Below are 24,239 nucleotides of genomic sequence, written 5' to 3' on the forward strand. Positions count from 1 at the left end.
GCTACTGGCCCTCCATATTCAGCGGGAAATGACAGGCGTAGAGATGTGTTTTGCTGCCGGTGAGCCGTGGCGTTTCGATACATTTTCGCTGGGCATAGGGACAGCGAGGCCCCAGACGACAGCCAATCGGTAAACTCTCCAGCGACGGAATCGCGCCCGACAGGGTATTAAGACGGCTTTTATGCGGCAGGGCACGCCCAAAATCGGGCATGGCCCGAATCAGCGCCTGGGTATAAGGGTGATGCGGCGTACTCATCAAATCTTCGCTCTGGGCGGTTTCCACCGTCTGACCGCAGTACATCACGTTGATTCGATCTGCCCACTGACTCATTGTGCGCAGGTCATGGCTGATCAGCAGAATAGTGGTGTTGTTATTCTGGTTGAGACGGCTCAGCAGGCGGAAAATCTGCGCCTGCGTGGTCGGTTCCATGGCATTTGTTGGTTCATCCGCAATCAGCAGGCGCGGCTGGTTAGCCAGCGCAATGGCGATCATCACTTTCTGGCACTCACCTTCAGTCAGCTCATAAGGGAAGCTGCGCATAATATCTTTGTGATCTTTAATGCCGACGCGATGCAGCAGTTCGATAGCGCGGGTTTTGCGCCAGAACCAGAAGCGTTTCAGCCATGGCCCTTTGTATGTCCAGCGCGGGATCACCTGCATCAGCTGGCGACCAATGCTCTCTGAGGGATCCAGACAGGATTGCGGCTCCTGAAAAATCATTGAGACGTTGTGTCCGATAATGCGACGACGCTCGCGCGGTGATAAGCGCAGCAGGTCCACATCATCAAACACCATGCGGTCAGCGGTGACACGCCAGTTATCGTTGGTGACGCCACAGATAGCTTTGGCGACCAGACTCTTACCGGAGCCGGATTCCCCGACCAGTCCCCGGACTTCGCCTTCGCCCAGCGTCAGATTAACGCGGTCAACGGCTTTGACCGGCCCGTCAGCGGTCATAAATTCAATGGTGAGATTACGGATATCGAGTAACGGCATTTATTCCACTCCCGCTTCGACGGCGCGACGGATGCCGTCACCGAGCAGGTTAACAATTAATACACTCACCATCAGCGCCACGCCGGGCAGCATAACGGTCCAGGGTGCGACGTAGATCAGCTCCAGTGAATCGCCGAGCATCGCGCCCCATTCCGGCGAAGGCAACTGCGCGCCAAGGTCGAGAAAGCCGAGTGCGGCAATGTCCAGAATGGCCATCGACAGCGCGCGGGTTATTTCGGTAATCAGCAGCGGCAGTATATTGGGCAATATGGCATAGCGCAGAATGTTGCGACCGCGAGCGCCATCAAGGCGAGCAGCCACCACATACTCCTTTTCCAGCTCATCATGCACGGCGCTGTATATTTCGCGGACCAGACGTGGCATCAATGCCAGCCAGACGGCCAGCAGCGCATGTTCGAGTCGTGGCCCGAGAAACGCCACCACGATAATTGCCAGTAACAGCGACGGAATCGAGAGCAGGGTGTCCAGGACATGGTTCATGACGGCCGAGCGGATACCGTGCGTCATGCCCGCCAGCACGCCCAATACCAGCGCACCGAGGGTGGCGGAGATCGTCACAAGAATCGCAGAACCCACTGTGGGGCCTGCGCCACTCAGCAGGCGGCTCAGTACATCGCGACCCAGATCGTCAGTCCCGAGAAAGAACGAGACATCGCCGTAGCGTGACCAGGAGGGGGGCAGCAGCTGATAGCCCAGAAACTGCTGGTCAATACCGTAGGGCGCTATCAGACCGCCAAACAGGCAGAGCAGTAATAGTGCGCCAAAGCCATATAGTCCGACCATTGAAATCGGGTTGCCGTAGAAATGATGCCAGCTTTGACGAAATGCGCTGGGCAGGCGTTTTTCGGCGTAGATATTATCGGACGGCATACCATTCCTTATGTTTCAGCGGATTCATGGCCGCGCCAATGACGTCAGAAATCACATTCACCAGGATCACCAGTCCGCCAATAACCATGACACCGGCTGAGATCGCCGCATAATCCTGCTGGCGAATCGCGTTAATCAGCCAGCGTCCCAGACCAGGCCAGTTAAAGACCATCTCCGTAATCATCGCCAGCGTCAGCATGGTGGAAAATTGCAAGCCAAGACGTGGAATCACCGGCGGCAGGGCATTATGCAGCACGTGGCGGCGGATGACGGTAAAGCGTGAAAGACCGCGCGTGGCGGCCGCTTTGACATAATTTTTGTCCATCACGTCGCTGGTGCTGTTGCGCAGCAGACGTATCACCTCTGTTGTCGGTGCCATCGCCAGCACCAGCACCGGCAAGATAAGGTGCGACAGGACACTAATAATCATCTCATGTCGCCACGGAGAACGACTCAGCCAGGCGTCAATCAGCGCAAAACCAGAGACGTTCTGAACCGGATAAAGCAGATCGTGACGACCTGACACTGGCAGCCAGCCCAGCGTCAGCGAGAAGAAGAGCGTCAGAATCAGCGCCAGCCAGAAGATCGGCGCAGAAAAGCCAATCAGCGCCAGCGCACTGATAGTTTTATCCTGCCATTTGTTGCGCATCACACCGGCACAGATTCCCAGCGGAATGCCCACCAGCAGCGCAAACAGAAACGCCAGGATACAGAGCTCCATGGTGGCCGGGAACACCTCGCGAAGCTGTAAACCAATCTCCTGACCGTTAGTGCTGGAGACGCCGAAATCAAACTGCAGCATCCCTTTAAACCAGAACCACCAGGCGTCGGAGAGGGCAGCGCCTTCCAGCGGCGCATTGGGGGTAAAATAGCTCAGGCTGAAGCTGACCAGCGACAGCAGAAACAGGGTGATGAGCAGCAGTAGCAGGCGCCGCAAAATATAGATAATCATTTACTCCCCTCATCAGCTTCACGATAAACCCCGGCAAACGAGGCGTTGCCAAACGGACTCAGCACCAGCCCCTTGATATCATGACGAAACGCCTGGAGCCGCAGAGAGGATGCCAGCGGCAGTACCGGTAGCTCCTGTGCCAGAATCTGTTGCGCTTTGTCATAGCTGTCGATGCGCCCCGAAAGTTGTTGTGATAACAGGGCGTTCTGCAGTGTTTCGTCAAAGGCCGGCGAGCACCAGTGCGCGTAATTGGTCTGTGAGCGAATCGCCGCACAACTGAGCAGAGGACGGAAGAAGCTGTCAGGATCGTTACTGTCAGTGGCCCAGCCTGACAGCGTCAGATCATGGTTCATCGCCATCAGCTGCGCCTCCTGGAAACGGCCTTCTACCGGTACAATCGTCAGCCGCACACCAACCTGTGCCAGATCCGCCTGTAACAATTCGGCGGTTTTCAGCGGGCTGGGATTCCAGGACTGCGATGCCACTGGCACCACCAGTCGCAGATGCAAATCGCTGATGCCCAATGCCGCCAGCGCGGCCCGGGATTTGTCCGGATCATAGCTGGTAATACGCGCATCATTGTCATAGGCCCAGGACGCGCGCGGTAATATGGAGGCAGCCGTTTCGGCGGTGCCGTAATAAATCGACTCCATCAGCCGCTCATTGTTGATTGCCAGCGCCAGCGCGTGACGCACTTCAGGACGGTCGAGCGGCGGCTTGCGGGTATTAAAAGCCAGATAGGCGATGTTCATGCCAGGACGCAGGGTCATCCTCAGGCGCGGATCATCGCGCAGAATGCTGAGCTGGCTGGCCGCTGGATAGGCCAATACATCGCATTCGCCGGTTAACAGTTTGGAGAGCCGTCCGGTACCGCCAGACCCCAGATCGATTACCGCCTGTTGCAGACGCGGAACACCCTTCCAGTAGTGAGGATTGCGCGCCAGACGGATGTACTGGCCGGTGCGATATTCGCTGAGCTGATAAGGACCGGTGCCAACGGGTTGCCTGTCCATCTCTTCCTGGTGTCCCTGAGCGGTCAGTTGGTCGGCATACTCCTTCGACAGCACCGGCGCATAGTGGGTCGCCATGTGCCACAGGAACGACGCATCCGGGCTGTTGAGTCTGAACTCAACCGTCCTGCTGTCGATTTTCTTCACGCTCTGCACTGAGTCGGAAAATTGCAGGCTATCAAAATAGGGATAGTTACCGCCGTTGACGTTATGCCAGGGGTGATTACGGTCAAACATCCGTTCGAAGCTGAAAACAACGTCGTCTGCGTTCAGCGGTCGGGTAGGGTGGAACTGATTGGTCTGCTGAAACTGCACGCCGCCACGCAGATGAAAACGATACGTTGCGCCGTTGTCGCGCACTTCCCAGCTGGACGCAAGATCGGGTTTGAGACGATAGGTGTAGGGATCAACATCCAGCAGGCGGTCATAAAGTTGTGCCGCCAGGGTATCGACAGTCAGCCCGCTGCTGGCCATCTGCGGGTTAAAAGTATTCAGCGTGCCGCTGACGCAATAGACAAAGCCGGTCTGGCGGATATCACCCGCAGGCGCTGACCACGCAGGGGCACTCAACACGCTGAGGCTGAGCAACAGCGAACATAGTAGTTTTGACATAGAACTCAACGATTTTGAGGCATTAGGCAGAGTGTATCTCAAAGCGGGCATTGTCCCAAAACCTGCAGCGGCTACCAGGCTGTTTTTCATCCTGCATCAGGAAAAAGAGCGCACAGAAGGTGTGGTAATGAGAAAAATTCTCAACGGGTGCTTTACAAATGATAATAGGAATGATTATTATTCATATGCGCTTCGACGGTGGCTCTGCCGAAGAAGAGCACGACATTGCTCACATTGCTTCCAGTATTGTTGCCCGCCTCATGGCGGGCTTTTTTTTGGCGGGTGCATAGTTCTGAAGATCAGGATCACCGCTGAATGAACAGGTGCACTGATTGCGGTTTTGCATGAAGGCATGGGGATGGAAAAAAGAGTAAAACAGCATGCGATCTGTAATGGCCTGGCATTTACCTGAGCAAGACCGGCTTAAAACCGGACTTAACTATTACAGAAACGCCGTTACTATAAGCTCAACCTCTGCCCAACCAACGCCGTACAATGACTAAATTCCAGAAAAGCGCTCAGGCGTTCCATTATCCCTCCTTTCGTTATCTGTTTTTCGGACGTTTGTTTACCGTGCTGGGCAATGGAATCGCGCCCATCGCGCTGGGCTTTGCGGTTCTTGATATGGATGGGTCTGCCTCTGATTTAGGGGTCGTGGTGGCGTCCCGCTCCCTGTTCAACGTGCTGTTTCTGCTTGTGGGCGGTGTGGTTGCCGACCGCTACTCACGTAGTCGGGTATTAGTTGTATCGGCGCTGATAGCTGCTGTTTCTCAGGCTTTCGTTGCGTGGACTGTGCTTGAGGGTTCAGCCACAGTAATAAGCCTCTCCTTGCTGGGCGCGCTGAATGGCGCGGCATCGGGGATTGCTCTGCCAGCTTCCTCTGCGCTGGTTCCACAGGTCGTGCCTGCACAGCACCTGCGTCAGGCCAATGCTTTCATTCAGCTCAGTGTTTATGGCGGCACGGTACTGGGAGCGTCGCTGGGAGGCGTGATGACCAGTGCTGTCGGGCCGGGCTGGGGGCTGGCGATAGATGCACTGGGATTTGCGGTCTCCGCGCCGCTTTATTTCCTTATGCGTGTGAGCCCGAATAATGGCGGGACGGTGCAAGGCAATATCCTGGGCGATATTAAAGAAGGCTGGGCAGAATTTGCAGGGCGAAGCTGGATTTGGTCGATAGTTCTTCAGTTCGCCATTATCAACGTCGCGTTTAATGGCATTGTAGAAGTCTATGGCCCGATAATTGCCGACGCCTCTTTCGGGCGGGCGCAGTGGGGGATAATTGTGGCCGCCCATAGCGCAGGTTTAATTGCTGGATCATTTCTGGCTATGAAATGGCATCCACGTCGTGATCTTCTGATTGGCGCTATGCTGGCAGGTCTCTGTGCACTCCCGATAATGATGCTGAGCCTGAATGCATCAGCAGCATGGCTGATTGCGGGGTTCTTTATCGCTGGCGTTTCATTAGGCCTGTTTGGCGTAACCTGGGCGCATTCATTACAGACTCATATCCCAGCCGATAAACTGGCTCGCGTGTACGCGTATGATGCGATGGGTTCCTTTATCTCCATTCCCTTTGGTCAACTGGTTGCGGGGCCGCTGGCGGCACAATATGGCACAGACAATGTTTTGCTGATGTCAGCACTGGCCGTGGTCATTGTGACAGCAGCCGTCCTGCTGGTTCCGACCCTCAGGCAACCTGACAAAATGGGCACTAAGCCGCAAAAAATGTAATTGCTGTTTTTGTTCCTGCTAAAGCAGCCAGGACGTTACCAGGCAGTTATGACAGCGATTAACCAGAAAACAAAACGAAGAGACAAAGATGTCATCGTCGCCCTGTTTAGTTTTCGGCTTTTATGTCGTGCTTTTTCATCATCGCGCGCAGCTGATGATAGGTAACACCTAACAACCCGGCGGCGCGACGCTGGTTATAGCGTGCCTGTTGCAGGCTGGCTTCAACCAGATCCCGCTCGTGTTGATTCTGCCACTGGCGCAGATCCAGCGGCAGGGCGGGCAGGTCGTTACTCTCCGCGTTCTGACTGGCACGGATGAGCGCAACCGGTTCAGGACGTGAAGCAAATGGGTTGATAATGACGTTATCCAGCAACTGCTCGCTGCTGTTATGGCGATAGACTGAGCGTTCTACTACGTTCTTAAGCTCACGGACGTTGCCGGGCCAGTGGTAATCAAGCAGAGCCTGCTGCGCCTGAGCGGTAAAACCAGGAAAAAGTAACAGGCCGAGTTCGCGGCACATCTGGATGGCAAAATGATCGGCCATCACCAGAATATCGCTGCGGCGTTCGCGCAGGGGCGGTAACTGCACCACATCAAAGGCCAGACGATCCAGCAGGTCGGCACGGAATTTCCCCTCTGCCGCCAGCGCAGGGAGATCCTCGTTAGTGGCGCAAACCAGCCTCACATTCACCTGCAGGGAGTGATTGCCGCCGACACGCTCCAGCTGCCCATATTCAATTACCCTGAGCAGCTTTTCCTGCACCAGCATCGGCGCGGTTGCCAGCTCATCCAGAAACAGCGTGCCACCATCAGCACGCTCAAAACGTCCGAGATGGCGCTTCTGCGCACCGGTAAAGGCACCGGCCTCATGACCAAAGAGTTCAGAATCGAGCAGGTTCTCATTCAGTGCGGCGCAGTTCAGCGAGATAAACGGTCCCTGCCAGCGGTCAGAGAGATAGTGCAGACGGCTGGCGATCAGCTCTTTACCCGTTCCGCGCTCGCCAATCACCAGAACCGGCTTTTCCAGCGGAGCCAGTCTGGAGACCTGCTCAAGAACCTCCAGAAAATTGTTCGACTCACCTAAAAGATTATCGTTAGTGCCTGTCATGATGAATTTCGCCATCCCTTAATCATTTTGACTATCTTAAAACATGCGGACGGGGCTGTAAAATATCAAATTCCTTCAAAATCAATGCGATAAAAATTGGCACGCATCTTGTATTAACTAAGCAGGGCAACACGTTTTAAAACATTAAAAGAGGAACATCATTATGGGTATTTTTTCTCGTTTCGCTGACATCGTAAATGCCAACATTAATTCCCTGCTGGAGCGTGCTGAAGATCCGCAGAAACTGGTCCGTCTGATGATTCAGGAAATGGAAGACACCTTAGTCGAAGTGCGTTCCACCTCTGCGCGGGCGCTGGCTGAAAAGAAACAGCTGTCACGCCGTATTGAGCAGGCAGAGATCCAGCAGGCCGAATGGCAGGAAAAAGCGGAACTGGCGCTACGCAAGGATAAAGATGATCTGGCGCGGTCAGCACTGATCGAAAAACAGAAACTCACTGATCTTATCGCTTCTCTGAAACAGGAAGTGGGCCAGGTGGAAGAGACGCTGGAACGTATGAAAGGCGAAATCAGTGAGCTGGAGAAAAAGCTGACTGAAACACGTGCCCGCCAGCAGGCGTTAACGCTGCGTCACCAGGCGGCCTCTTCATCACGCGATGTTCGTCGTCAGCTGGACAGCGGTAAAATCGACGAAGCGATGGCCCGGTTTGAATCTTTTGAACGTCGCATTGACCACATGGAAGCGGAAGCAGAAAGCCACGGTTTCGGTAAGCCAAAAACCCTGGACCAGCAGTTTACTGACCTGAAAGCGGATGATGAAATCAGCCAGCAGCTTAATGCGCTGAAAGCCAAAATGAACCGCAGTGAGTAATCATCGACGTTGCAATAAGTGATTAAGGAGAGTCAATGAGCGCACTTTTTCTCGCCATACCCTTAACGATCTTCGTGCTGTTTGTCGCACCGATCTGGTTATGGTTGCATTACAACAACAAACGCAACGGCGGTTCGGAACTGTCGCAAAGCGAAATCCAGCGCCTGCAGCGTGTTACACAGGATGCACAGCGGATGCGTGAACGCATTGACGCGCTGGAAGCGATTCTGGATGCCGAACACCCTAACTGGAGGCAGCCATGATGAAAGGCCGTAAGTTGTGGCGCAAGCCTGACGAAGGAAAGTTGATGGGCGTCTGTGCAGGTCTGGCGGAGTATCTCGACATTCCGGTGCGTCTGCTTCGGGTCATTGTGGTCTTATCCCTGTTCTTTGGCTTGTTTATGTTTACGGTGGTCGCCTATTTCGTGCTGGGTTTTGTGCTGGATGTTAAACCCGCCAATCTCACGGAGGACGAACGTCAGCCCAGCGCCAGCGAGCTGCTGGACCAGCTGGAGAGTGCGCTGCAGCGCGATGAGCGCAGCGTGCGCGACGTGGAGCGTTATGTGACGTCTGAAACTTTCAGCGTACGCAGCCGCTTCCGCCAGATTTGATTATATTATTGCCGGGCTTTTACGGGCCCGTCCGCTCTCTCAATGGAGGTGTTGATGTCTTTTTCGCGATCCACTGCTTTTCGCCACCGCGCGGCACCTGCATTGAAGTCGGCGGCTAAATTTATCATTATCAATGCTGTTACCTACGGTCCCGCCGGTGTCACAGGCTGGGCGGTGAAATCGGTAGCGCGACGCCCGTTACGTCTTCTGCTGGCTGTGGCACTTGAGCCATTGCTGAAACGCGTGATGAATCGGGTGGCATCGCGCTTCATCAGGGAGAACGATGAAAAGACTGCAAACTGAATTAATGGCGTTAATGAACCGTGGCGTTGATCGCCACCTTCGGCTGGCGGTCACCGGATTAAGCCGCAGCGGTAAAACTGCTTTTATTACCTCACTGGTTAATCAGCTTTTAACGGTTCACAGCGGCGCACGTTTGCCGCTGTTTTCCGTTGTGCGGGATGAGCGACTGTTGGGCGTCAAACGGGTGCCGCAGCGAGACATGGGAACCGCGCGCTTTACCTACGACGAAGGCCTGGCACAACTCTACAGCACGCCGCCCGCCTGGCCGACGCCTACCCGTGGCGTCAGCGAAATGCGTCTGGCGCTGCGTTACCGTCCCAATGATTCGCTGCTGCGTCATCTGAAAGAGACGGCGACACTTTATCTGGAAATTGTCGACTATCCCGGAGAATGGCTGCTGGATCTGCCGATGCTGGCGCAGGATTACCTCGCCTGGTCACGGCAGATGAACGGACTGCTGCAGGGCGATCGTGCGGAGTGGGCCAAACCCTGGCGCACGCTCTGCGAAAAACTCGATCCGCTTGCTCCCGCCGATGAAACCCAGCTGGCAGAGATTGCTGCGGCCTGGACTGACTACCTGCATCGCTGTAAATCTGAAGGCCTGCACTTTATTCAGCCTGGCCGGTTCGTGCTGCCTGGCGATATGGCAGGCGCACCTGCGCTGCAGTTTTTCCCCTGGCCGACCGCTGATGAGGCGCAACTCACTAAGCTGGCGCAGGCGGATAAGGGGAGTAACTTCAGCATGCTGCAGCAGCGCTTTAACTACTACTGCCAGCATGTGGTGAAGGGCTTCTATAAAAATCACTTCCTGCGTTTTGACCGCCAGATCGTGCTTGTTGACTGCCTCCAGCCTCTGAATAGTGGTCCTCAGGCGTTTAATGATATGCGGCTGGCGCTGACTCAGCTGATGCAGAGCTTTCATTACGGCCAGCGCACTCTGTTTCGCCGGCTCTTCTCACCGGTGATCGACAAATTACTGTTTGCTGCGACTAAAGCGGATCACATCACCAGCGATCAGCACGGCAACATGGTCTCGCTGTTGCAGCAGCTGGTGCAGGATGCCTGGCAGAACGCTGCGTTTGAGGGGATTAGTATGGACTGCATCGGGCTGGCATCGGTGCAGGCGACGCAGAGTGGCCTGGTCGACCACCGTGGCGAGAAGATCCCGGCCCTGCGCGGTCACCGGCTGGATGATGGTGAACCGCTTACCGTCTATCCGGGTGAAGTCCCGCCACGCCTGCCCGGCAATGCCTTCTGGCAGCAGCAGGGTTTTCAGTTTGAACAGTTCCGGCCGCAGCAGCTCGACGTCGACCGTCCACTGCCGCATATCCGCATGGATGCCGCGCTGGAATTTTTATTGGGAGATAAATTGCGATGAGTGATCCGCTGAAGCCGCGTATCGATTTTGCTCGCCCGCTGGATGAGAGCACCACCACGCCGCTGCGTCCGGCGCAGACCTTTGAAGCGGACGCGCAGGCTGCGTTTCTGGCAGTGCAGGATGAAGATGTTGCCGTAGAAGAAGAAGGTGCAGGGGAGCGCGCAGTGGAAGCGGCTCTGAAACCTAAACGCAGTCTGTGGCGCAAAATGGTGACTGCAGGCGCACTGCTGTTTGGCGTCAGCGTGATTGCGCAGGGAGTGCAGTGGACGCATGACGCCTGGCTGGCACGCGACTGGTTTTCACTGGGGAGCGGCGTAGCAGGCGGACTTATTGTGCTGGCGGGTGTCGGCGCACTGACCACTGAGTGGCGTCGGCTCTACCAGCTGCGTCAGCGTGCCGAAGTGCGGGATGTGGGCCGTGAGCTATTACACAGTCATGGTATCGGTAAAGGTCGGGCCTTCTGCGAAAAGCTGGCCCAGCAGGCTGAACTGGATCAGGCGCATCCGGCCCTGCAGCGCTGGCATGCCTCGTTGCACGAAACCCACAATGACAGCGAAATCGTGCGCTTGTATGCGCAGCTGGTGCAGCCCGTTCTGGACAGGCAGGCGCGGCGTGAAATCAGTCGTCATGCTGCGGAAGCAACACTGATGATTGCGGTCAGTCCGCTGGCCCTGGTGGATATGGCGTTTATCGCCTGGCGTAATCTGCGGCTGGTCAATCGCATCGCGGCGATATACGGCATCGAGCTGGGCTACTTCAGCCGTATCCGGCTGTTCCGCCTGGTGCTGCTCAATATGGCTTTTGCCGGCGCGTCCGAACTGGTGCGGGAAGTGGGAATGGACTGGATGTCGCAGGATATCGCTGCCCGGCTTTCCACGCGTGCTGCCCAGGGCATTGGTGCCGGTCTGCTGACTGCAAGGCTGGGCATCAAAGCGATGGAGCTTTGTCGTCCACTGCCGTGGCTGGAGCAGGATAAGCCACGGCTTGGCGATTTTCGGCGCGAACTGCTGGGCCAGCTGAAAGAGGCACTGCAGAAGGGCGGTAACAAATCAGCCTGAACCTCGCGTGACACATTAAAGGCGGCATAGCCGCCTTTGATGATCAGTGAGGCTGGCGCAGCACCTGCCGTGAATCGATAATCAGACACTCACCCGGACAGGCGGATTCATCTGTAATCACCGGGTTTGCAGGCAGCGTAAAGGCCATGCCATTTTTCTCCCTGATAAAATGCGCCATCCCGGCAAATGTCCAGGACATACTCAGGCCCAGCCCCCCGAAATCATCATACTTACGCAACGTCGCAACCTTCGGCAGGTACTCACCGGTCAGGCGATAATAGAGCGCCCCTTTAAATTCCTTTGGCACCTGCCGGGTAATTGCCTGATCGAGCAGGGCAAACTCTTTACGAGCCGGCACGGAATAGCCGTTGATTAAATGACTTATCGACAGCGAGGCGGCAGCGATCACGAGCAGTGCAAAAAATGCATTTTTCCATTTTAATTTTTTGCTGATTTCAAACAGGCCGAGAATAAACGCACTGGTGGTAATCATTGCACCGGCAATCAGGGTACGGTAAGCCGCCATGCTTTCACTGACGATCAGATTAGGCAGTGCGGCGATCAGCAATAAAACAAACATCAGATAGAATTTGTCGTTGCCTGCTGCTTTAATTTTTTTCAGTCCAGACCCAATAATGATCGATGAGATGATCACCGACACCGTTTTTGCGCCGAGGTCAAAATTACATATAACGTTCTTAAGGTATTCGGTGAAAAACCATTTCAGCTTAACCGGGATGTCGTAGCTGAATGCTGAACGTGGCAACGTATGACCATAAAGCTGAACGGGCAGTACCTTTGACGCGATCAGCGCAGCGAACATGCCCGCACCCAGAACCATCAGTGAGATCACTGCACGTTTCGTATCGACTTTTCTTTCTGAAAAGCAGAGGTCAAGCGCGGCAAAGAAGGTAAGGGTCATCGCTGCCGGTTGATAAAGACAGAAGGCAAGGGTCAGCAGACAGAACGCGATAAGGCGACTGGTCATGCCCGTTTTAATGGAAAAACGGTAACTTGTTCCCGCCAGCAAAATTGCAGCGATATAGGGGAAACAGGATGCCCAGGCGATATAAACCTGGAAGGAAGGCAGCAGACAAAGCAATAGCGAAAATGTGATTCGCTGAGCCTGACTCTCAAGAAGTGCCATTTTCTGACACAGGGTATAAATGTAATACCCGGTAAAAATGAGCAGAACAATCGAGACTGAACGCAGCAGTGCCAGACGCTCTACACTCCCGACCAGAAAGGAAGCGCTGTACTGGATAATGCCATAAACCGGCCTGCCGGATAATGTGTCCCAGTTTAAAATACTGAGCCTGTCAAAATTAGCCCAATAGAGATTCGTCCAGTCATCGGTATAGGCGTAATGCGTTAAATAAGCGGGGCTGTACGCAAGCAGAAATACTGTCGCAAAAAGCAAAAACACCTTATTGCGGCTTATGCCGTTATCAGTGGCGAACATCTGTCATCCTTTTTAATCTGACCATTTCTCAGAGCCTGAACGGGCCGTTTAGTCGGTGTCCTGAGAGGGGGTTATTTTTTTCGGTGCTACTTTTCGCAAAATATAGCGAGGCCGGTTTTTAGTTTCCATGTAGATGCGGCCAATATATTCGCCTAACACGCCAATGCCAATAAGCTGAACGCCACCCAGAAAGAGCACGGAGACCAGAATTGAGGGATAGCCTGGCACCGGGTTACCGAACAGCAGTTTATCCACGATCATCCAGAGACCATATAAAAAGGCCAGCGAGGCCACCAGAAAGCCCAGGTATGACCAAATCCGCAGCGGAACGGTAGAGAATGAGGTCAGACCCTCCAGCGCAAGATTCCACAGCTTCCAGCCGCCAAATTTACTGCGGCCGGCGATCCGCTCCGTTCGGGTATATTCCACAATATCCGTCTGTCCGCCGACCCAGCTAAGAATGCCTTTCATAAAGAGATTCTTCTCAGGCAGCAATTTAATATTCTCAACGACTTCACGCGACATCAGCCGGAAATCACCGACATTCTCTTCAATCTGCGGATGGCTGATGCTGTTATGCAGTTTGTAAAACCAGCGGGCTGTTTTGCGTTTGAGGTGGCCATCGGCACTGCGGTCAATCCGTTTAGCTAACACAATATCAGCCCCAGCCTGCCACTTCCGGATCATCTCGGGAATAATCGCGATCGGATCCTGCAAATCCACATCTATCGGGATAACCGCATCGCCGGTTGCGGCTTCCAGTCCGGCAAACAGCGCCGGTTCTTTGCCGAAATTTCGAATAAACGACAAGCTGCGCACCAGCGGATCGCACTGGCTGAGTTGGGTAATCAGCGCATGCGTTGCGTCTGTGCTGCCATCATCAATAAATACGATCTCAATCTGCCACGCGGCCAGTGCTTCATCTTTTCTGACCGCGTCATAGAAAAGAGGGATGACATCCTCTTCATTGAATACCGGTACCACCAGAGAGATTTTCATTATTCTCCTTTGAAAACGATAAAGCGGGAAAAAAGAAAGCCACACGCCAGACTGATAGCCGAGGAGGCGATCAGCGTAATCAGGGGATAGAAGCCAAAATGGTCAGCCAGATAACCTACGCTGAAAGCCATCGCACCCATAAAAACGACGTAAATAAGATAACGCCAGGCCGTTGCCTGCTGCTCAAAGGTCCAGCACGCATTAACGAAAAAAGAGAAGGTAACGGCCAGGCTAAATGCAATCAGGTTAGCGGTCGACTGGAATAATCCAAGGCTAAGGCAGATAAAAAAAGTCACCCAATGGATCAGGGTATTTACCAGGCCCACAGTCAGATATTTTGCGAAGAAAGTCAGCATATTATAATCAATTCTACTCAGTTGAGAAAAATATACAGCAATCACTCTCTAATCAACAGTCTGGTACTGACAAAAGCTGACAACCAGCGATCGATACCGGAATCCAGCCGGTCAGTACAAAACTCCGCCATACACGCTTAAGCTGTCAACTTTTCCTGACAGATCCCTTTCTACCGGCGCATCACTTAGCGTAATATTCATTTATCTGAACCTGATTAAGGCGAACGCAATGCGTCTGGAAGTGTTCTGTCAGGACCGCATCGGTCTGACGCGTGAACTGCTCGATCTGCTGGTGGCACGCAACATTGATTTACGCGGTATCGAAATTACGGCGCTGGGCCGCATCTACCTGAATTTTTCGGCACTGGAATTTGACGCTTTCAGTAATCTGATGGCAGAAATCCGGCGTACACCAGGCGTAACAGATGTGCGCACGGTAACGTACATGCCTTCGGAGCGTGAACATCGCGCGCTGAGTGCCTTACTGGTGGCCATGCCAGATCCGGTTTTCTCCATCGATCTGAAAAGCAAGGTTGAACTGGCCAATCCGGCGGCACAAAACCTGTTTAATCTTGATGAAGAGAAAATGCGCAATTTCAGCGCTGGCAACCTGATTAATGGCTTTAACTTCATGCGCTGGCTGGAAAGCGATCGGGTTGAGGCGCAGGCACAGCATGTCGTCATTGAAGGGCGCGATTTTCTGATGGAAGCGCGTCCTATTTATCTGCCGGGTGAAGAGGGCCAGAACGACAGGCCGGTCGGGGCGATGGTGATGCTGAAGTCAACCGCTCGCATGGGCCGTCAGTTACAGAATCTGGTGGTCACTGACGAATCCGAGTTTGACCATATTATTGCCGTCACGCCGAAGATGCGTCAGGTGGTCGGTCAGGCGCGCAAACTGGCGATGCTGGATGCGCCGTTACTGATTGTCGGCGATACCGGCACCGGGAAAGATATGCTGGCACGCGCCTGTCATCTGCGCAGCGCCCGTGGGAAAAATCCTTTCCTGGCGCTGAACTGCGCCTCTTTACCCGACGACGTTGCGGAAAGCGAGCTGTTTGGTCATGCCGCCGGTGCCTATCCGAATGCGCTGGAAGGCAAGAAGGGCTTTTTTGAGCAGGCCAATGGTGGCTCGGTATTGCTGGATGAGATTGGCGAGATGTCGCCAAGAATGCAGACCAAGCTGCTGCGTTTTCTCAATGATGGCACCTTCCGCCGCGTCGGTGAAGAGCATGAAGTCCATGTTAATGTGCGCGTAATCTGCGCCACGCAGAAGAACCTGATTGAACTGGTGCAACGCGGTGAGTTTCGCGAAGATCTTTTTTACCGGCTCAATGTGCTGACGCTGCAACTGCCCCCGCTGCGCGATCGACCGCAGGATATCCTGCCACTGACCGAGATGTTTGTGGCCCGCTTTGCGGATGAGCAGGGGATGGCCCGGCCGCGACTCTCGCCACAGCTCATTGCATTTCTGACGCGCTACGCCTGGCCTGGCAATGTGCGCCAGTTAAAAAATGCGTTATATCGCGCGTTAACCCAGCTTGAAGGATATGAACTGCGACCGCAGGATATTGTGTTGCCTGAACAGACGCTGGATGTATCGCTGGGCGATGAAGCACTGGAAGGAACGCTGGATCAGATTACCAGCCGTTTTGAGCGGTCAATTCTGACGCGGCTTTATCTCTCCTATCCCAGCACCCGAAAACTGGCAAAACGTCTGGGTGTTTCCCATACCGCGATTGCCAACAAGCTGCGTGAATATGGTCTGGGGCAGAAGCGCACCGAAAGCGAATGATCGGTAAGCAGAGAGCAGGAAGCGGATAACCAGGTTATCCGCTTTTTTTATTACTTCAGCGCGGCCAGGGCAGCGTCGTAATCAGGCTCAGTGGTGATTTCATCAACCAGCTGGCTGTAAATCACTTTATCGTTCTCATCCAGTACGATTACGGCACGTGCGGTCAGGCCTTCCAGCGCACCATCAGCAATTTCTACACCATACTCATACTTAAATTCTGAGCCGCGCAGCGTCGACAGCGTCACCACGTTGCTCAGGTTTTCCGCGCCACAGAAGCGAGACTGGGCAAAAGGGAGATCGGCAGAGATACATAACACCACGGCGTTATTCAGCTCGCTTGCCGCCTGGTTGAATTTGCGCACTGATGAGGCACAGACACCGGTATCAACGCTTGGGAAAATGTTCAGAATTTTGCGTTTTCCTGCATACTCAGAGAGCGCAACGTTAACCAGGTTTTTTGCTACCAGCGTGAAAGGCTTAGCTTTATCGCCAGCCTGTGGAAACTGACCTGCAACCGGAACGGCATTACCCTGAAAATGAACAGTCTGAGACATAGTGATTCCTTTTGATGATAAAAAAGATCTGACACAAAACGGCTAAAGATAGCCGTTGTTTATGACATAAATGTTAAGGGTTTACGAGTTCAATTGTGGAATTTAACGTGGCGGTCTGCCAGTGCGTCACACTTTGTGGAGTGTAAATGAGAACGGTAAAAAGTTATCCCGAAGCCTGGCCGTTGCATACGCCGTTTGTCATTGCCCGTGGAACCCGGACCGAAGTCAAAGTGGTGGTGGTTGAAATTGAGGAAGACGGCGTAAAAGGCGTCGGTGAAGCGACGCCCTATGCGCGCTATGGTGAAAGCGAAGCATCGGTGCTGGCGCAAATCGCCACGTTGCTGCCTGCGCTGCAACAGGGTATGACGCGCGAGGCATTACAACAGGCGCTGCCTGCCGGGGCGGCGCGCAACGCCATCGACAGTGCACTGTGGGATCTCGCCGCACATCAGCAGCAGCGCAGCCTCTGGGCACTTTGCGGGGTGACTGCACCTGCTGATGTCGTGACCGCGCAGACCGTCAGCATTGATACCCCTGAGGCGATGGCCAGCAGCGCACTCGCACTGTGGCAGCATGGTGCAACACTGCTGAAAATTAAGCTGGATAACAATTTCATTACTGAACGGCTGATGGCCATCCGCGCCGCCGTGCCGGAGGCAACCCTGATTGTGGATGCAAATGAGTCCTGGCACGCTGAAGGCCTGGCGGCACGCTGTCAGCTGCTGGCAGACATTAATGTGGCGATGCTGGAACAGCCTTTACCTGCAGGTGAAGATGCGGCACTGGAGAACTTTATCCATCCCTTGCCAATCTGCGCCGATGAGAGCTGTCATACACGTGAAAGCCTGGCCGCGCTGCGAGGCCGTTATGAGATGGTCAACATCAAGCTGGATAAAGCGGGCGGTCTGACCGAGGCGCTGGCGCTTGCCGATGCCGCGCAGCAGCAGGGCTTTGCGGTGATGCTGGGCTGCATGCTCTGCACCTCGCGGGCGATACGTGCTGCGCTGCCGCTGGTGCCGCAGACCCGTTTCGCCGATCTTGATGGGCCGACCTGGCTGGCGGTGGATGCCGAACCGGCGATCACCGTGCGCAGCGGCCGGCTGATTATTGCTGCCAGCGCAGCAAACTAACCATCATCTCAAGATAGGTATCCGTGGCTTCATCCACGGATATCACCGGCATCTCAGCGGTCACGCAGGGCAGATTGAGATCGTAACACCAGCTGCCGAATGAGCCAGGCGTGTCATATCCTACGCTGCTGACGCGAGGAAGGCCGGTATGGCTGGCCAGCCAGCCACCAATCTCCACCTGATGCGGGTCGTCAATACAGCCCAGCGGCTCATGCCAGGAAACGATCCAGGCTGGCTTAAGTTGATGTATCAGGGCACAGAGCGCCAGTGTTTCCGGTTCAGAACCCGGATGCGTGCCGGTTGAGAGCGTGACATCCCGCGCATCGGCAGCGCTGTTCCAGCGATAAACGGTCTCTCCGGGCTGCCAGTTCGCTGCCGGGAAGTTGCGGTTGAGATCGACGCCATTTGCGTTAGCACGCAGGCCAAGCTGACAGCCATCAGGATTGACTGCCAGCACCACGTGGTGCCGACGCATGCCATCGGGCAGTGTCCGTAACGCAGCAGAAAGGGTGGCGATGGCCGCATTTTCATCACCGTGTGTGCCAGCCAGAATCAGACCGCTGTCGGGGTCACCCAGTGGCGCTGGAAACCACAGCAGCGGCGCGCCGAGCACGGAGCGGCCATACTGCTGATACGAAACGTCAAGTTTGCCGCGAAGGGGACGCGGATGAAGTGGCGACATACAGATTTCCTCAAAGGGTTTTACTCAAAGTAGCGGAAAAGCCGTGTGCGGAAAATAGCTATTTATCTGTCAGCCATTTGCGATAAAGTGCCCTGCACAAGCTACATCGGCAACAGACTGATGCAGCACTTCTTTGGGGTAAAGGAGTGATAATGGTTAAGACCTTTCGTATGACGCTGGCAGCAATCAGTCTGAGCAGCATCCTCACACCCGCCATTGCGGCGAATCCACCCGCTGGCGCGCAGCTGGCCGAACAGCAGCAGATCGTCCGCCATATTAAAGATGAACCCGCTTCACTCGATCCGCTTAAAGCGGTAGGGCTGCCTGAAATTCAGGTGATTCGCGATCTGTTTGAAGGTCTGACAAATCAGGATGCTCAGGGCAAAATCGTGCCGGGCGTGGCACAGAGCTGGAGCAGCAGCGACAACAAAACCTGGGTCTTCACCCTGCGCAATAACGCGCGCTGGTCAAACGGCGAACCGGTCACGGCGCAGGATTTTGTCTACAGCTGGCAGCGGCTGGTCGATCCCAAAAACAGCTCAGGCTCAGCCGGGTTTGCGGGGTTAAGCGGTATTGAAAATGCGGAAGCGATTACCAAAGGCGAAATGACCCCCGATAAACTGGGAGTGACTGCCCAGAGCAAAACCCAGCTAAAAGTGACGCTGGATCGTCCTGTGCCGTGGTTCCCGGCGCTGGTGGCTAACGTGGCGCTCTTCCCGGTGCCGCAAAAAGTCATTGCCCAGCAAGGTGATAGCTGGACGGCACCCGGTAAACTGGTCGGTAACGGTGCCTATCAGCTCAGCGAGCGGGTAGTGAACGAGAAGATTGTCCTGACCCGTAATCCTCATTACTGGGATGATGCACATTCGGTGCTGACGAAAGTGACCTTTGTGCCAATCAATGAAGAGTCGAGCGCGACTAAACGTTATCGTGCCAACGACATTGATATCACCGAATCTTTCCCTAAGAACATGTATGCGTTATTAAAGAAAACGTTGCCGGGAGAGGTCTACACACCTGACCAGTTAGGCACCTATTACTATGCGTTTAACACGCAGAAAGGACCGACTGCCGATGTGCGGGTTCGCAAAGCACTGTCCTGGTCTATCGACCGAAACGTCATTGCTGACAAAGTGCTGGGCACCGGTGAGAAACCGGCATGGCACTTTACGCCAGATGTGACAGCAGGCTTTATGCCACTGCCCACGTTCATGCAACAGCACGATCAGAACGCCCTGAATGCGCAGGCCAAATCGCTGCTCGCCGCCGCCGGTTACGGTCCGGGTAAACCGCTGAAGCTCAAACTGCTCTACAACACCTCTGAGAGCCATCAGAAGATTGCGATTGCCGTGGCCTCAATGTGGAAAAAGAACCTTGGTGTGGATGTCACACTGGAGAATCAGGAGTGGAAAACCTACATCGACAGCCGTAACAGCGGGAACTTCGATGTGATTCGTGCCTCATGGGTCGGTGACTACAATGAGCCCTCCACCTTCCTGAATCTGCTGACCTCGGGCAACAGCAGCAATATCGCGCGCTTTAAAAACGCGGATTATGATGCAGTTGTCGCTAAAGCCAGCCGTGAAACCAGCGAGCAGGCACGTAACAGCGATTACAACCGTGCCGAGCAGATCCTCGCTGAACAGGCCCCGATTGCGCCCATCTATCAGTACACGAATGGCCGACTGATTAAACCCTGGGTTAAAGGCTATCCCATCACCAACCCTGAAGATGTCGCCTACAGCCGTGAACTGTGGATTGAAAAGCACTAAACCTGTGGTGGCCGGTTTCCCTGCCACCTGCTGACATCTTTCTTCACAGCCCGGAGATTGCAACTCAACGCCGTCACGTTAGACTGTATCGTATTGATATTAGTGGTGAGGGAATGTTGTGGACGTCATTGAAGGAAAAGCATTACAGGTTTCAGATGCCATCATTTCATGCCAGCTGGATGGCAAAGGTGGGATGATCCCGATTGCTGAAGATGAAGTTATCGAGTGTGAGCAGCCCTGCTGGCTGCATCTGAACTATACCCACAGCAAAAGCGCAGAATGGCTGCAGTCAACGCCGCAGATCCCCGATGCCGTGCGTGACGCCTTAGCGGGCGACAGCATGCGTCCCCGCGTCAGCCGGCTGGGCGACGGATTTATGATCGTGCTGCGCAGCGTTAACCACAACACCGATGCGCGTCGCGACCAGCTGGTGGTGATGCGCGTGTTCATCAACGATAAGCTCATCGTCTCGACCCGGCGGCGTAAAGTCTCTGCCGTCGATGAAGTACTCACCGATTTGCAAAACGGTAACGGCCCGATTGACTGTGGCAGCTGGCTGGTCGATGTCTGTGATGCCCTGACCGATCACACCAGCGAATTTATCGAAGAGTTACATGACAAAATCATTGAGCTGGAAGATGCGCTGCTTGACCAGCAGATGCCCGCGCGCGGCGAGCTGGGCCTGCTGCGCAAACAGCTGATTGTGATGCGGCGTTACATGGCGCCGCAGCGCGATGTTTATGCCCGGCTGGCCAGTGAAAAACTGGGCTGGATGGATGACAGTGAACGACGCCGGATGCAGGAAATCGCCGATCGGCTGGGACGCGGACTGGATGATCTGGATGCGGGCGTAGCGCGCACTGCGATTCTGGCTGACGAGGTGGCCTCTGCGATGGCGGAGTCGATGAACCGCCGCACCTATACGATGTCACTGATGGCGATGATCTTCTTGCCCGCCACGTTCCTGACCGGTCTGTTTGGCGTTAATCTGGGTGGCATTCCGGGCGGAGGATGGGAGTACGGCTTCTCTATCTTCTGTCTGCTGCTCGTGGCACTGGCGGTGGGCGTCGCGGGTTATCTGCGTAAACGGCGCTGGCTGTAATGCGGAAAGGTAACATCGGCGGGGGCGTCTGATTTGAGGACGAAAATCCCGCCGGGTGGGATAAAAATCATATTAAGAAAGCAAAAGCTGATCGACATCAAGAACCCAATGCCGCTGCTGACGCAAACTCTCTCCCGCAGGTGAATGCAACGTCAAGCGATGGGCGTTGCGCTCCATATTGTCTTACTTCCATATTTAGAATTATTGCATAGCACAATTAATTCAAAACATGCCGGCCCGTGTGCCGGCTTTTTTTTTGCCCGCCTGGCTGGAACGCTAATCCTTTTCTAAACTTAAAGTCCATTCGCAAGAAAAGGAGTACGGCATGAGCGCGATTTACAACAGCGAGCCGATCCCAACGGATCCAGTCCCGATTCCTGAACCGATTCCTCATCCGCAACCCCAGCCTGATCAGCCGACCGATCCGGAATATCCGCCGATAATGGATCCACCGCCGCACCGCAATATATAAAAAAAGGGCGTGCTGCCAGCAGCACGCCCTTAACTTATCAGGTACTTACTTAATCTGAAGCACATCCAGACGTGCGCTGAAGTCTGGTGCATCGTCTTCATCAGCTCGCCAGCCCACAGGCTGCAACGGCAGGGTTTCGCGGTCAAAAGCGAGATCGCCGCCATCAACGACCGCATCGCCATGCTTAATCCCTTTAAAATCGAACAGATTGATATCTGCCAGGTGTGACGGCACGACGTTTTGCATTGCGCTGAACATGGTTTCAATGCGGCCAGGATAGCGCTTATCCCAGTCACGCAGCATATCGGCTACCACCTGCCGCTGCAGGTTTGGCTGAGAACCGCAGAGATTGCACGGGATAATCGGGAACTGACGCGCGTCTGAGAAACGAATGATATCTTTCTCGCGGCAGTAGGCCAGCGGACGAATCACAATCTGCTTGCCATCATCACTCATCAGTTTTGGCGGCATACCTTTCAGTTTTCCGCCGTAAAACATGTTCAGGAACAGTGTCTGCAGGATGTCATCGCGATGGTGGCCGAGCGCGATTTTAGTACAACCCAGTTCAGTCGCGACGCGATAGAGAATGCCACGGCGCAGGCGCGAGCAGAGTGAGCAGGTGGTTTTACCTTCCGGCACTTTCTCTTTGACGATGGAGTAGGTGTCTTCTTCGATAATCCGGTACTCAACGCCCTGGGCCTCAAGATATTGCGGCAGGATGTGCTCCGGGAAGCCAGGCTGTTTCTGGTCGAGGTTAACGGCAATCAGGCTGAAGTTGACCGGCGCACTTTTTTGCAGACTGCGCAAAATTTCCAGCATGGTGTAGCTGTCTTTACCGCCCGACAGACAGACCATGATGCGGTCGCCTTCTTCAATCATATTAAAATCTGCAATGGCTTCGCCGACGTTACGACGCAGACGTTTCTGCAGCTTATTGAGGTTGTACTGTTCTTTCTTGTCAACCGTTTGATTATCTTGCATTTTTACCTATCTCAAAAACCAGAGAGCGTAGCCGAAGGGCAAATTGCTGTGCGCGTCCAGCCAGACACTTCACTGCGGTGTCACGAATATGCAGCGTATGGTACGGATTGTTGTCGCGAATGCCAGCACTGGAGTGAAGTAATCAGCGGAAAATCGCTGCCTGAGGCATCCGGCAGCGTCTCTCATTTAAAGCAGATATTGCCGAAAAGGAATGCCGCGAGGAAGATGCTGGTGAGAGAGCGCCTTTACAGCCCCATGAAGAAAGCCTGCTGGATGAGACGATGCTACGCGGGAGAATAGCGCGAGGTCAGCTGGCAGGAACATCTTTCCACTGACAATCAATTTCATCACTGTGTGTTGAGCAGGAAGGGGGTGAGGCCTGGTAAGCATCAGCACGCACATGATCTTTTTTTGCTGTACAACCAGCGATCATAAAAATGACAGAGAGAATGAATAGCGTTTTCATCGGGCCGATTTAATGAGTAAAAAAAACAGCTTACGCAGTTATTAATCAATACTGATTAAACGGCGTGTTGTCTGTACTTGCCATGTTTGATACGCGTCAAATTAAGTCGGATACGAAACCTCACTGGGTTTATTCTGTGACCCGGAATGACTTTTACAATGTCAAAATCTGAAAATCATACTTTGTTGAATATACGTTTGACCAATCAGATAGAGACTGATCCTTATATTGCCGCTGAAACCTGTGAAACGTTAAATTCAGGTTATTTTGCTCACACACCGTGCCGTTGCTTAAGCCATTGCTGCTCAAGGTGAATATGTATCCATCAGGTCACAATGATCAGTAAATTGTCAGGATGCGGGAAAGGTATTTTGCGTTTGATTTTTTTATTGCAACATCCTGCGTAGATGCCGTTCGTTTCGCACATTTCGGCAATACAGCATTCAGATGAAGCCGTTTAATGACCGGGTTTGAAATTAAAAAATGAATCAACATTTAACGTCTATGAAATATTCGGATAAAACAGACAAAATAAAGAAGTACGGCATCAGATTTATTATGACGCTACTTCTCTTTTTACTTTGCTATGTTGCCGTCATGTATTGCGGGGTTTTGTTGCTGGTTAACCGACACGGTTTGCTGCATTTTCTGCTGCACTAAACGCATTACCGTCAGCCACAGGCTTTAAAAATCCAGCGGTAGGCATGATGCAGAAAATGCCTGAGCACTTCCATTAAATCCTCAGCCCCTTCTTCTGCCAGACATTGTCCGGTCTCCAGCGCATTATTCACTGAATCCCGATGTTCCAGGAGCATCATGATGGCTGCGGCGCCCGCTATCAGCGTAAAAATCAGCATGCTGACTGCGAACCGATTTTTAGGCGAAGTAGCGGAAAGGGCGTCTTCAGGATGGTCAGAGTTTTGATGCATTAGTTTCCGGATAAAATGATTACGTAAATTAACAATAACGGATTATGCCATTACTTCCCG

24 protein-coding genes are annotated in these 24,239 nt (G+C 53.9%); 12 read left to right on the forward strand and 12 right to left on the reverse strand.

The genetic code is table 11. The annotated features are described in order from the left end of the window. Window position 1: 1 nt before the first annotated feature. Genes sapD through sapA form a run of 4 tightly spaced genes read right to left on the reverse strand, consistent with a single transcriptional unit; the run spans window position 2 to window position 4,462 of the window. Window positions 2-997, reverse strand: coding sequence for a putrescine export ABC transporter ATP-binding protein SapD (sapD, locus tag P2R09_RS11680; protein ID WP_003853811.1), 996 nt, complete (start codon window positions 995-997; stop codon window positions 2-4). Beyond that, window positions 998-1,888 (reverse strand): putrescine export ABC transporter permease SapC, encoded by an 891-nt coding sequence (sapC, locus tag P2R09_RS11685; RefSeq protein WP_078804454.1) that lies wholly within the window; start codon window positions 1,886-1,888, stop codon window positions 998-1,000. Continuing rightward, entirely contained in the window at window positions 1,875-2,840 is a 966-nt protein-coding gene (gene sapB, locus P2R09_RS11690; RefSeq protein ID WP_003853807.1) for a putrescine export ABC transporter permease SapB, read from the reverse strand. Before sapB ends, sapC begins: the two co-directional genes overlap by 14 nt. Continuing rightward, a complete protein-coding gene (gene sapA / locus P2R09_RS11695) occupies window positions 2,837-4,462 on the reverse strand; it encodes an ABC transporter substrate-binding protein SapA (RefSeq protein WP_003853805.1) in 1,626 nt (541 codons plus the stop codon). Before sapA ends, sapB begins: the two co-directional genes overlap by 4 nt. A 495-nt stretch (window positions 4,463-4,957) precedes the next feature. Between sapA and P2R09_RS11700 the strand changes: the two genes are divergently transcribed. Further along, window positions 4,958-6,193 (forward strand): MFS transporter, encoded by a 1,236-nt coding sequence (locus P2R09_RS11700; RefSeq protein ID WP_275769869.1) that lies wholly within the window; start codon window positions 4,958-4,960, stop codon window positions 6,191-6,193. 106 nt (window positions 6,194-6,299) lie between these two features. Here P2R09_RS11700 and pspF read toward each other — a convergent pair whose 3' ends face one another. Continuing rightward, window positions 6,300-7,301 carry a phage shock protein operon transcriptional activator gene (gene pspF / locus P2R09_RS11705; RefSeq protein WP_275770686.1) on the reverse strand — a complete coding sequence of 334 codons (1,002 nt, stop codon included), beginning with the start codon at window positions 7,299-7,301 and terminating at the stop codon, window positions 6,300-6,302. A gap of 163 nt (window positions 7,302-7,464) precedes the next feature. On the opposite strand from pspF, the gene pspA reads away from it, so the two are divergent. From pspA to P2R09_RS11735, 6 genes are read left to right on the forward strand one after another with little or no spacing between them, the layout of a single operon-like run. Continuing rightward, window positions 7,465-8,130: a phage shock protein PspA gene (pspA, locus tag P2R09_RS11710; protein ID WP_008925259.1), complete on the forward strand. Its 666-nt coding sequence runs from the start codon at window positions 7,465-7,467 to the stop codon at window positions 8,128-8,130. Between the two features lie 35 nt (window positions 8,131-8,165). Continuing rightward, window positions 8,166-8,393, forward strand: coding sequence for an envelope stress response membrane protein PspB (gene pspB, locus P2R09_RS11715; protein WP_003853799.1), 228 nt, complete (start codon window positions 8,166-8,168; stop codon window positions 8,391-8,393). Continuing rightward, the gene (pspC, locus tag P2R09_RS11720) at window positions 8,390-8,740 is read left to right on the forward strand and encodes an envelope stress response membrane protein PspC (RefSeq protein WP_275769873.1); all 351 of its coding nucleotides are present in this window, start codon (window positions 8,390-8,392) and stop codon (window positions 8,738-8,740) included. Before pspB ends, pspC begins: the two co-directional genes overlap by 4 nt. 54 nt (window positions 8,741-8,794) lie before the next feature. Next, on the forward strand, window positions 8,795-9,043 hold the full coding sequence (pspD, locus tag P2R09_RS11725) for a phage shock protein PspD (RefSeq protein ID WP_003853796.1): 249 nt from the start codon (window positions 8,795-8,797) through the stop codon (window positions 9,041-9,043). Then, window positions 9,024-10,421, forward strand: coding sequence for a YcjX family protein (locus P2R09_RS11730; protein ID WP_008925258.1), 1,398 nt, complete (start codon window positions 9,024-9,026; stop codon window positions 10,419-10,421). Before pspD ends, P2R09_RS11730 begins: the two co-directional genes overlap by 20 nt. After that, window positions 10,418-11,479: a YcjF family protein gene (locus P2R09_RS11735; RefSeq protein WP_275769878.1), complete on the forward strand. Its 1,062-nt coding sequence runs from the start codon at window positions 10,418-10,420 to the stop codon at window positions 11,477-11,479. Before P2R09_RS11730 ends, P2R09_RS11735 begins: the two co-directional genes overlap by 4 nt. Window positions 11,480-11,522: 43 nt before the next feature. Here P2R09_RS11735 and P2R09_RS11740 read toward each other — a convergent pair whose 3' ends face one another. The 3 genes from P2R09_RS11740 to P2R09_RS11750 are packed head-to-tail and all read right to left on the reverse strand — an operon-like array spanning window position 11,523 to window position 14,296. Next, entirely contained in the window at window positions 11,523-12,941 is a 1,419-nt protein-coding gene (locus P2R09_RS11740; protein WP_275769880.1) for a hypothetical protein, read from the reverse strand. A gap of 48 nt (window positions 12,942-12,989) precedes the next feature. Continuing rightward, entirely contained in the window at window positions 12,990-13,940 is a 951-nt protein-coding gene (locus tag P2R09_RS11745; protein ID WP_275769881.1) for a glycosyltransferase family 2 protein, read from the reverse strand. Further along, complete coding sequence (locus tag P2R09_RS11750; protein WP_275769882.1) at window positions 13,940-14,296, reverse strand: GtrA family protein; 357 nt, start codon at window positions 14,294-14,296, stop codon at window positions 13,940-13,942. Before P2R09_RS11750 ends, P2R09_RS11745 begins: the two co-directional genes overlap by 1 nt. Window positions 14,297-14,525: 229 nt before the next feature. Between P2R09_RS11750 and tyrR the strand changes: the two genes are divergently transcribed. Beyond that, window positions 14,526-16,091, forward strand: a complete 1,566-nt coding sequence (gene tyrR, locus P2R09_RS11755; RefSeq protein WP_275769883.1) for a transcriptional regulator TyrR — start codon at window positions 14,526-14,528, stop codon at window positions 16,089-16,091. A gap of 50 nt (window positions 16,092-16,141) precedes the next feature. Here tyrR and tpx read toward each other — a convergent pair whose 3' ends face one another. Next, the gene (gene tpx, locus P2R09_RS11760; RefSeq protein WP_003853783.1) at window positions 16,142-16,645 is read right to left on the reverse strand and encodes a thiol peroxidase; all 504 of its coding nucleotides are present in this window, start codon (window positions 16,643-16,645) and stop codon (window positions 16,142-16,144) included. 146 nt (window positions 16,646-16,791) lie between these two features. Between tpx and ycjG the strand changes: the two genes are divergently transcribed. Further along, window positions 16,792-17,775 carry an L-Ala-D/L-Glu epimerase gene (gene ycjG / locus P2R09_RS11765; RefSeq protein WP_275769885.1) on the forward strand — a complete coding sequence of 328 codons (984 nt, stop codon included), beginning with the start codon at window positions 16,792-16,794 and terminating at the stop codon, window positions 17,773-17,775. Here ycjG and mpaA read toward each other — a convergent pair. Beyond that, window positions 17,750-18,457 carry a murein tripeptide amidase MpaA gene (gene mpaA / locus P2R09_RS11770; RefSeq protein WP_275769887.1) on the reverse strand — a complete coding sequence of 236 codons (708 nt, stop codon included), beginning with the start codon at window positions 18,455-18,457 and terminating at the stop codon, window positions 17,750-17,752. The genes ycjG and mpaA overlap by 26 nt on opposite strands. Before the next feature lie 152 nt (window positions 18,458-18,609). Here mpaA and P2R09_RS11775 point away from each other — a divergent pair, with 152 nt between their 5' ends. The 3 genes from P2R09_RS11775 (at window position 18,610) to P2R09_RS11785 (ending at window position 21,803) form a co-directional block, all read left to right on the forward strand. Further along, window positions 18,610-20,229, forward strand: a complete 1,620-nt coding sequence (locus P2R09_RS11775) for a peptide ABC transporter substrate-binding protein (protein WP_275769888.1) — start codon at window positions 18,610-18,612, stop codon at window positions 20,227-20,229. Between the two features lie 118 nt (window positions 20,230-20,347). After that, on the forward strand, window positions 20,348-21,331 hold the full coding sequence (gene zntB / locus P2R09_RS11780) for a zinc transporter ZntB (RefSeq protein WP_078804444.1): 984 nt from the start codon (window positions 20,348-20,350) through the stop codon (window positions 21,329-21,331). A gap of 325 nt (window positions 21,332-21,656) precedes the next feature. Next, complete coding sequence (locus tag P2R09_RS11785; protein WP_003853775.1) at window positions 21,657-21,803, forward strand: hypothetical protein; 147 nt, start codon at window positions 21,657-21,659, stop codon at window positions 21,801-21,803. A gap of 45 nt (window positions 21,804-21,848) precedes the next feature. Here P2R09_RS11785 and ttcA read toward each other — a convergent pair whose 3' ends face one another. Both ttcA and P2R09_RS11795 read right to left on the reverse strand, forming a co-directional pair. Then, window positions 21,849-22,784: a tRNA 2-thiocytidine(32) synthetase TtcA gene (gene ttcA, locus P2R09_RS11790; RefSeq protein ID WP_275769891.1), complete on the reverse strand. Its 936-nt coding sequence runs from the start codon at window positions 22,782-22,784 to the stop codon at window positions 21,849-21,851. Window positions 22,785-23,921: 1,137 nt separating this feature from the next. Beyond that, a complete protein-coding gene (locus P2R09_RS11795; RefSeq protein ID WP_275769893.1) occupies window positions 23,922-24,179 on the reverse strand; it encodes a hypothetical protein in 258 nt (85 codons plus the stop codon). Window positions 24,180-24,239 lie beyond the last annotated feature (60 nt).

Origin of the sequence: Pantoea sp. Cr_R13, assembly GCF_029222565.1 — a bacterium.
Classification (GTDB): Bacteria; Pseudomonadota; Gammaproteobacteria; order Enterobacterales; family Enterobacteriaceae; genus Pantoea; species Pantoea eucalypti.